The following is a 9,684-nucleotide window of genomic DNA, read 5'->3' as shown; positions in this document are numbered from 1 at the left end:
GGTGTGTATGTAGTTGTAGATAAAATAGCCACTAATCACTAGAACTAATAAAGCTAGCAATATGTAAAAGAATGAAGATTTTGCGGCTTTCTTCATTTCAAACATGATGAATTTATGCATAAAATTGCAAACTCCCCTCAACTTTCAGTGGAAAACTTCCCATATAATTAATGTTTATTTTCTACATTTATTTCTAAACACCTCTTTATTTGGAAAAAATTGATAAAAAGTTAACAAAATGTTAGAATATTAAAATAATACCCCTCTTAACAAAGGAGATGTGATGGTGAAAAAATTAATACTTTTACTTTGTGGAATTCTTTTATTAACTGCATGTACAGGTGAAGAGGTAAAGCCACCTACTAACGAACTGGAATCAGATCCAGAAAGTGACCAGGAAAACATAGAGGAAGAATCAGAAGAAAACGCTAGATTAGATAGCCCGCCCACATTTAGAGTAGAGGTAGATAATGAAGAGCTTTTCTCTCCACGTGATACCTTATGTTGGGAACCTGAAGAAAGACCGTGTGACCTTGAAAAAAATAACCCTCGAGAGATTACGAGCGAACTACCAAACACCCTAGTTAATGCTAACGAACAAATTTCTTATGGAATCGTTACGACTGGAGAAGACTTTGATAAATTAGGAGGATTAGTTCCAGATCCGGATCAAGTGGTCGTCATGCGATACCAACGAGGTGAGTTACAAGAAGAATTTGAAATGGAAAATAAATCCTTTAATGCCCCTGAAGAATCTGGATTACATTATTATTTGTTCCATCTCGTTTGGGATGATGATTATTACGGGGAATCTATACACGGATTTAAACTTACTGTTCGTGAATAGAATGTAGTTTTTCTTACTTCTATAATCACATTCATAAGGTATCTTTGAGATATTAGTTTTTTAATCTTCAATAGAAGAGATGTAGCTGTGAAAAAAATTTTTTACTTAGTGGAGTTCTTTTATTGACTGCTTGTACAGGTGAAGAGGTAAAGCCACCTACTAACGAACTGGAAGAGGAAGTTGAAAATGTATACATAGAAGTTACTGAAAACGGTCTAGTACTAGAGGAGCCGCCTTCATTTCGTCTATCAGTAAATGATCGAGGATATACACCAAGTTTAGATAGCTATTGTTGGGAGCCTGAAGAACAACCGTGTAATCTTGAAAGTAGTGACCCACGTGAGCTTACTGAAGGGTACCAAACACCTATCGTAAATGCCGGACAACAAATTCAACATCGTCTTCAACCTAGTGTTGATGATTTTGACAGCTTTGATGAAGCTACGCCAAAACCAAGTAGTATTGTTGTGACTCGTTATCGACTTGGGGAAATGCAAGAAGAATTTACAATCGAAGACAATCTTAGGTTTGAAGCGCCAGAAGAACCTGGTGTACACCATTATACTTTTCACCTCATATGGGATGATCAATACGACGGGGAATCAACTTACGCCTTTAAACTTTCGGTTCGGCAGTAAAATACAAAAACCCGCCAGAGCTTTTATAAGCTTTAGCGGGTTTTCACTTAATAAACTAACGACAAGAAGTCTTCATCTTTAATTTTTCCTAAATAGTGCTGTAAATCAATATCTTTTAACGCTGCTTGGATTGCTTCACGTTCGTATTTTACACCTTTAAGCTTGTCCTCTACATCTGACACTTCACCGATACCGAAGAAGTCACCGAAGATCGTGACATCTTGGATCACACCTTTTTTCACATCTAGCGTATATCATATGACCCAACGCCTTCAACACGTTTTGAATGCTGAATGTTGAATGCTGGAGAACGCCCATAGTTCCAGTCCCATTTCTGATAACGTGACTCAGAGATTTCGTGGATCTTCTTCCAATCTCTTTCATCTAGTTTATATCGTGGTACATCTTTAACATCTTCCACATCGAAAATATATTTCAGTAGCGTTTCTTTAAAGTCGTCCATCGTAATACTTTCATCAATAAACTCAGAAATGTTTGCGACACGACTACGGATTGATTTTATGCCTTTTGAGCGAATCTTCTCCGACTTAACACGTAATGATTGGATAACATTTTCAACTTCCGAATCAAACATGAGCGTTCCGTGGCTAAACATTCGACCTTTTGTCGTAAATTGAGCATTACCTGAGATCTTTCGGCCATCTGCTGTAATATCGTTACGTCCTGATAGCTCAGCATTAACCCCTAATTTTTGTAGTGCGTCTACTACAGGCTGTGTGAATTTTTTAAAGTTACTAAAGTTATTACCTTCATCTTTAGCTAAAAAGCTGAAGTTTAAGTTACCTAAGTCGTGATATACGGCGCCACCACCCGATAAACGGCGAACAACTTTAATGTCATTAGCCTCAACGAAATCTGTATTAATCTCTTCTACAGAGTTTTGGTTTTTACCAACAATAATCGACGGACCATTCACGTAAAATAATAAGTATTGCTGATCATCATCAATGTTTAAATGTTTTAATGCATATTCTTCAATTGCAAGATTGAGTTGTGGATCTGTAATTCCTTCATTATCAATAAAATATAGCATCCGTTAAGCCCCCTTCTATTCTCTCTATTAAAAGTATAAGAAACTATGACAACATTCGCAATGATTACCCTTTAGAACGCCACGTTAATCCTTCATACGCAAGTGTGACACTGCCGTTATATTGTGAATTGGCTTCATTGACTAAGTCATTATGTTCTCCAAAATGAGGTAAATGCGTTAACCATAACACTCCTACACTCGCATCTCGTGCTAACTTACCACACTCTTCACCTGTCATGTGTCCAGCTTTCGCCCCGTCCATTCCTTTGTAAAAACTACTTTCTGCAACTAACAAATCTGCTCCCTTAGCAAAACCAGCTAACTCTGGGAAAAAAGCAGTATCAGCTGTATAAACAAACGTCTTCTCACCGTTTGTGACACGCATCGCATAACACGTTTTTGGATGTTTCGTCTTTTGAAATGAAAAAGTAAACGGTCCGATGTGTAAGTCTTGTCCTTCTTGATAGCCTTTTCCTTTTGTTGCAACGTGATTGAGTTGATTAAAATCTGTTTCATTGTCATCTGCTGCATTAATCGGAATATGACCTTGAATATTCTTCAATTGTTGCTGGACTAAACAAGCATACTGAAATGAGCCTAGATCAGCTACATGATCGTGATGAAAGTGTGATAATACAACAGCATCGATTTCATCAACTGTTACATACTGTTGCAGTCTCGATAAGGCACCACTTCCTAAATCAATGACTACTTTAAAGCCATCTTGTTCTAACAAATAGCATGATGTCGCGCTTTCAGCCTCTGGATAAGCGCCCCAATATCCAATCACTTTTAATTCCATATAGGACTTTCCTCCCATTTTAAGTTATATAACAGATTAACACTTAACAAATCTGTATTAATACAGTATAGTATAAGTACAAGATAAATTTTCTTAAAATTCAAACCTTTAAGGAGGACTTACTCATGTTAATGTCACCTGTACAGTTTTTCCGTAACCTACCGAAAAAGCAATGCGCAGTTTGCAAACAAGACATGGTAGAGCAAGCCGATTGTTACACAAACAAATGCGAAAAATGCGATTCAATTCACTAATTAGTTTATCACTAAACCATCCATCTCTAAACGAAAACACGCTCAAGTTGGTTTGAGCGTGTTTTTTGCTGTCCTTCTGTGCTAATATAGTGACAACCTGCTTATAAAGGAGGCTTCCTATGTCAATTTCGATCAAGCCATATAACATTGACCATAAAGATGAGCTGGTTAAATTATTGGATTTCTGTCATGAAGATGACACTCCACTTCATATTTTGAATAGTCCTGGTTTAAAATTTGCTTACTCTGCTTTTTATGATCAAGAGTTAATTGGGCTCGCTCTCGCTTGGACAAGTTCTATTCATCCACATTGTACATATTTTCGTATTTTAACTAATCCAGCCTATCGTGTTGAAGAAAAATTATTAAGTAAATTAACCAATGACGAAACGGTGGAAGCTCCATTACAAACATCGGTTTGGGAATCGCAAGAACATCTTAGACACCTTTATGAATCTCATCATTTTCAAGAAATTAGAAGAACTTATTTGCCGACACTAAAGCTTTCACAACTCGATGTGCCTGAGCCAACTACCAACACACCATACGTCTTAAAATCGTTAAAAGATCTCTCTTTAGATGAAGAAAAATTAAATAAATTAGTAACTCTTGTCAAAAACAATTATGAACGCACTCACCTAGCAAACCCAGTCGCGAAACTCGACAATGACCAATGGAAGCAAATGATTCTAGCAGAAGACACGATCCTAGATCGAAGCTACATCTATTTTGATCGTGATAACATTGCAGCTTACTCTTTTCTACACGAATCAGACGAAGAAAGTACATATGAATTAGGATGGTGCGGCGTTGCAGAGGGATACAGTCAGGACATCATTCCTACATTAATTAATCACCAAATACAGTACGCGGTCAATCGTGGTGTTCTGCATATTGCTGGAGAGTTCGATACAACCGATGATCATGCTATGAAAGTTTTTAATCACTTTCCTTTTAATTCATCATCTGCTTTAATAACTTATCGAGAAGTCGATTAAGCTAGCCGTCCCGTTCTTATTTAGGCGAACGCTTAATTATTTAGGCGTTCGCCTGATTATTTTGAAATTCGCTTAATTAATCTGAAGTTCGCCCAATTATTTAGATTTTCGCTTAATTATCCAAAATTTCGCCTAATTAATCTTCACACAAAAAAAGACTGCGCTCAATCAGCCACTTTTAATGACGATGAGTACAGTCTTTTCTAAATTCAATTATTTCTCCGCTATTTCTTCTACAACTCTAATCGCTTGGTCCATACAGTCTGGTAAACCGACACCGCGATAGGCGTTACCGATTAAATAAACACCTGGTAACTGCTCATTCACCTTCTCCTCTAGTCTCTCTAAGCGTTGAAGGTGGCCAACCGTATACTGTGGCATTGCGTCATACAATCGTGTTATAAGTTTGAACCTCGGATCGTCTTCAATCGTCATGATTTTCTTCAAATCATTAATGACGAGTTGAGAGATCTCATCATCAGATAAATCTAGCACTTCTTCATCGCCTGGTTTACCAACATAGGCACGAAGTAAGACAGATCCTTTTGGTGTTGTATGTGGCCACTTTTTAAATGTCCACGTACAAGCGGTAATGCGGTAATCTTCTTTACGCGAAACGACGAAGCCTGTTCCATCTGGTAAGTTTTTCACCACGTCTTCATCAAACGCCATAGCGACATTCGCGACAGACGTATTTTTCGTCTCTGATAGCTCATCCATAAATTCATACTCACTAAACAACTGTTGTGTCACATGGTGTGGTGTTGTCGCAATGACGTAATCAGCTTCTAACGGCTCTTCTTGACCATTAATATGTAACAAGTAACGCTCGTCCTGCTTTTCAACTTGACTAACATCCGTTGACATACGAACATCACAAGTTAACGCATCTGTTAATCTGTCAATTAACGTCTTTAAGCCACCTTCTAGAGTTAAGAACATCCCTTGCTTTTGGCCGCCAGTCTGTTTTTTCGGTGTTGACTTTTGTAAGCCACGAATTAAGCTGCCGTGTTTCTTTTCTGTTTCAAGAAAATGTGGGAATGTTGCTTTTAAGCTTAGTTGATCAATGTCACCCGCATAGATTCCAGAAATGAGTGGATGGATCAGCCTGTCGACTACCTCATCACCTAATCGACGGCGGAAAAAGTGCCCGACAGAAATGTCATCTTCTACTTCTGTTTTACCGGTTGTATAGTCTTTCAGAGCGTCTAATTTACCTTTAAACGTAAATAGGGTTGAGCTAAAAAATGGCGCTAACTGTGTCGGAATTCCCATAACAGCCCCTTGCGGCATTGGGTGAAGCTGGTCTTGGGATAAAATAAAAGCCTTACCTGTTGCACTTCTAATTAATTTGTCCTCTAAGCCTAAATCTTCAACTAAATGTTTAGCTGTCGTTTTACGTTCTAGAAATGAATCAGGACCACGCTCGATTGTAAAACCGTCACGTCGTTCAGTCCAAATAACCCCGCCTAAATGGTCTGTCTTTTCGATTAACGTTACATCAGCACCGACTTCATTCTTTTGTAAATAATAAGCGGCGGTGAGACCTGTAATGCCACCGCCGATAATTGCTATTTGCTTACGCTTATTCGTCATAAAGGATTACCCCTTCAATGTCTCTAGTACAACCTTTGATAACGTGCTAATAAACTTCGGGTGAGTGTTTGGCATGGCTGGGCGATAGTATGAAGCTTGAATATCATCACACACTTCTTTACACTCAATATCATTGTCATATAACACCTCTAAGTGATCAGAAACGAAACCTACTGGTGCATAGACAAATGTTGTATAACCTTTTTGTTCAAAAAGATCACGAGTTAAATCTTGAACATCTGGTCCTAACCAAGGCTCTGGTGTATTACCTTCACTTTGCCAACCAATTTCATAATCTGTAATGCCTGCTTGTTCAGCGATTAAATCAGCTGTACGTTGCAGTTGCTCTGGGTATGGGTCACCATCTTGAATAATCTTTTCAGGTAAGCTGTGTGCTGAAACGATTAAACATGCATTGTTACGCTCTTCTTCCGTCATTTGACCGTATACTTTATTAACCTGTTCCACCCAATATTCGATATAGCCTGGCTGATCGTACCAATCAACAACAGACTTTAAGTTAACGCCGTGCTTTTCCGCTTCTTCTTGCGCACGTCCGTTGTATGACTTAATGCTGAAAGTTGAGTAATGTGGTGCTAATACGATACTAACCGCTTCTGTAATGCCGTCTTTTGCCATCTGCTCAACAGCATCCTCAATGAATGGGTCAATATGCTTTAAACCTAAGTATAATTTGAACTCTACATCATCTTGATCTTCGTTTAATTTCGCCTCTAGTGCTTCACCTTGTCCACGTGTAATACGTGCTAATGGTGAAATACCGCCAATTTCTTCATAACGGCTACGTAAATCTTCAATCATTTCATCAGTCGGGCGGTTACCTTTACGAATATGTGTGTAATAACGTTCTAGATCTTCTTCCTTGTAAGGCGTACCGTACGCCATAACGAGTAATCCTACTTTTTTCTGTGCCATAATTTCTTCAACTCCTCTTACTTCGAAGTGTAGTCGTGGACTAACGCAGCTAAGCGCTTTAGCGTATCTGGTTCGATATCAGGGAATACGCCGTGTCCTAGGTTAAACACATAACCTTCTTCATCTTTTCCTTGATCTAAAATTTCTTTCGTGCGCTTTTCAATGATGTCCCAATCAGCAAGTAAAATTGCCGGGTCTAAATTACCTTGTAGTGATCTCGTGATCCCCATATCTCTTGCTTGTGTAATTGACGTGCGCCAGTCTAGACCAACTGTTGAAACTGGTAAGTCGTTAAACTCTAGTAATAAGTGATTGGCACCAATTCCAAATAGAATCGTTGGAACGTCCTCTTCTTTAAGAGCATTAAAGATTTTTTCCATAACTGGCTTAATGAACATACGGTAATCAGCAGCACTTACTGCACCTACCCACGAGTCAAAAATTTGAATCGCTTTAGCGCCTGCCGCAATTTGCGCTTTCGTATAAGTGATGATCATATCACCTAGCTTGTCCATTAACGCAAACCACGTCTCAGAATCACCGTACATCATCGCTTTAGTTTTATTGTATTGTTTGGAAGGCCCACCTTCAATCATGTAGCTCGCTAATGTAAAAGGTGCACCACTAAAGCCAATAAGCGGAACATTTAACTTCTCTTCAGTTAAAATTTTAATCGTGTCTAATACGTAAGGTACATCGTTTTGTGGGTCCAAATCGTCTAACTTTTCGACATCAGCTTTCGAGCGAATTGGATTATATATTACAGGGCCAACACCTTTTCTAATCTCTACATCAACACCCATTGGCGGTAATGGAGACATAATATCTTTATAAAGGATTGCGGCATCTGTTTGGTAGTTAACCACCGGAAGCTCTGTTACGTAAGCACAAAGTTCTGGTTGATGCGTAATTTCGAATAAGGAATACTTCTCTTTTAATTTGTTGTATTCTGGTTGTGAACGTCCAGCTTGGCGCATAAACCAAAGTGGCGTATAGTCTGTTTTCTCCCCACGATAAGCTCGTAAAATCGTATCATTGAACTGTGTCATTATGTCTCACCTTTCGTCTATCCATCTGCATTCAATATAAAACAAAATGCTCATAGTGTATAGTCATAGGGCTCAAATGTCATCATTTTGCCTAATTCTTCGTTAATAAAATGTTCAAAGGTTGCCAAGTTTCAGCAACCTTTGACTTAAAAAGCTGAATCACGGTTCGATTGCTCTCCTTCTTCACCGTTTAGTGGATTAACTGGAATAACAAAGTAAGAAGGATTGTTAATCATTTGCACTTGCCTTACTCTATAACGTGTCTCACCCGCTACTGTACCAATTTGTTCTACTTCACCATCTATTTCACGGTAAACATTATAATTAATGCGCTCATCTGTCTCACCAGACCAATTTAAATCGACGTACAACCCGTCTAAAAAGCCTAATGACACATTAGCTGATAAATCAGTAATTTCATGTAGTCTGACTGGTGGCTCTAAGTCATCTAAATGATCAGGGACAGTAAAGCTCGTTTGAAGACTTCTTTCGCCATCTAAATCTGTCATAATAGTATCAACTAATGCTGTTGGCATCCGACTTCCAGCTGTTAAATAATGCTCTTCGTCACTCACATCATAACCGATCCAAGAGGCAACCGTATAATTCGGATTAAACCCGATAAACCACGCATCTCTAACACCGCCGTCATGGTGCGGATGTTGGGTCGAGCCTGTTTTCCCTGCGAAATCTTTCGGGAATTCCCCACCAGTTGCAGTACCATCTGTTACGACACCTTCAAGCATACGCGTTAAGTACCAAGAGGTCTGTTCAGAAAACAGTCGGCCTACTTCAGGTTCAGGTGAATCTAACTGTTCACCATGTCGATTTTCAACTTGCAAGATGGTGTACGGTTCAATATATTCGCCACCTTGTGCAAACGTACGATATAACGCGGCCATGTGTAACGGTGACACCCCTTCTTCAAGTCCACCTAAAGCTACTGATAAGCCTTGATCTTCTATATCAAACCCTAAGTCCCGCAAGTATGATAAACCTTGGTCAACACCTATTTCCTCAAGTAATGCAACGGCTGGCACATTTTTAGAATCTTTTAAAGCATCATACATCGTCACTTCACCATCATACGTCTGGTCAACATTCCTTGGACTGTAATTGCCAAAATCTAATGGTTCATCAGTCAGCAACGTATACGGATGATACAAACTTTCTTCTAAAGCAGGGCCATACACCGCAAGCGGCTTAAATGTTGAGCCTGGTTGTCTTTTGACATTAACTCGGTTTAAATCGCCGCGATTGTGTTCACGACCACCAATTGCAGCTCTTACAACACCTGTATCTTGATCTAAAATGATAGTAGAACCTTCAACACCTTCTTGTGACCCTTGGAAAAATTCCTCTTGTTGCATCCTTTTGTACGCAATCTCTTGTGCTTTTGGATCTAGTCCTACTGTGACACGATATCCACCTGTATAAATTTCCTCACGTGTAAAGTGATAATCATCTTCCAACTCATCTAACACTAAATCGATATAACTACTTAACCACG

At 38.9% G+C, this 9,684-nt stretch carries 9 protein-coding genes and 1 pseudogene; 4 read left to right on the top strand and 6 right to left on the bottom strand.

Annotation, left to right across the window (positions count from 1 at the left end):
- Positions 1–286 precede the first annotated feature (286 nt).
- Together A194_RS0111595 and A194_RS0111590 are read left to right on the top strand one after the other, a co-directional pair.
- A complete protein-coding gene (locus A194_RS0111595) occupies positions 287–847 on the top strand; it encodes a hypothetical protein (protein ID WP_017187008.1) in 561 nt (186 codons plus the stop codon).
- A 122-nt stretch (positions 848–969) separates the two neighbouring features.
- A complete protein-coding gene (locus tag A194_RS0111590) occupies positions 970–1,485 on the top strand; it encodes a hypothetical protein (RefSeq protein WP_017187007.1) in 516 nt (171 codons plus the stop codon).
- A gap of 47 nt (positions 1,486–1,532) precedes the next feature.
- Here A194_RS0111590 and lplA read toward each other — a convergent pair.
- Positions 1,533–2,539, bottom strand: a pseudogene (lplA, locus tag A194_RS18280) (lipoate--protein ligase).
- Between the two features lie 64 nt (positions 2,540–2,603).
- Positions 2,604–3,341 carry an MBL fold metallo-hydrolase gene (locus A194_RS0111580; protein WP_017187004.1) on the bottom strand — a complete coding sequence of 246 codons (738 nt, stop codon included), beginning with the start codon at positions 3,339–3,341 and terminating at the stop codon, positions 2,604–2,606.
- 125 nt (positions 3,342–3,466) lie between these two features.
- Between A194_RS0111580 and yhfH the strand changes: the two genes are divergently transcribed.
- Both yhfH and A194_RS0111570 read left to right on the top strand, forming a co-directional pair.
- Positions 3,467–3,595: a protein YhfH gene (gene yhfH, locus A194_RS19830; RefSeq protein WP_017187003.1), complete on the top strand. Its 129-nt coding sequence runs from the start codon at positions 3,467–3,469 to the stop codon at positions 3,593–3,595.
- Between the two features lie 119 nt (positions 3,596–3,714).
- Complete coding sequence (locus tag A194_RS0111570) at positions 3,715–4,593, top strand: hypothetical protein (RefSeq protein WP_017187002.1); 879 nt, start codon at positions 3,715–3,717, stop codon at positions 4,591–4,593.
- A 213-nt stretch (positions 4,594–4,806) separates the two neighbouring features.
- On the opposite strand, the gene hemY is transcribed toward A194_RS0111570, so the two are convergent.
- The 4 genes from hemY to A194_RS0111550 form a co-directional block, all read right to left on the bottom strand.
- Positions 4,807–6,189, bottom strand: a complete 1,383-nt coding sequence (gene hemY / locus A194_RS0111565) for a protoporphyrinogen oxidase (protein ID WP_017187001.1) — start codon at positions 6,187–6,189, stop codon at positions 4,807–4,809.
- Between the two features lie 6 nt (positions 6,190–6,195).
- Positions 6,196–7,125, bottom strand: coding sequence for a ferrochelatase (hemH, locus tag A194_RS0111560; RefSeq protein WP_017187000.1), 930 nt, complete (start codon positions 7,123–7,125; stop codon positions 6,196–6,198).
- Positions 7,126–7,142: 17 nt separating this feature from the next.
- Complete coding sequence (gene hemE, locus A194_RS0111555; protein ID WP_017186999.1) at positions 7,143–8,174, bottom strand: uroporphyrinogen decarboxylase; 1,032 nt, start codon at positions 8,172–8,174, stop codon at positions 7,143–7,145.
- 146 nt (positions 8,175–8,320) lie between these two features.
- On the bottom strand, positions 8,321–9,684 hold a 1,364-nt coding region (locus tag A194_RS0111550), incomplete at its 5' end, for a transglycosylase domain-containing protein (RefSeq protein ID WP_017186998.1).

The sequence above is a fragment of the Alkalibacillus haloalkaliphilus C5 genome (assembly GCF_000269905.1).
Lineage (GTDB): Bacteria > Bacillota > Bacilli > Bacillales > Alkalibacillaceae > Alkalibacillus > Alkalibacillus haloalkaliphilus_A.
The sequence above is the reverse complement of the archived record's forward strand: the minus strand, read 5'-3'. Positions and strand labels throughout refer to the sequence as shown.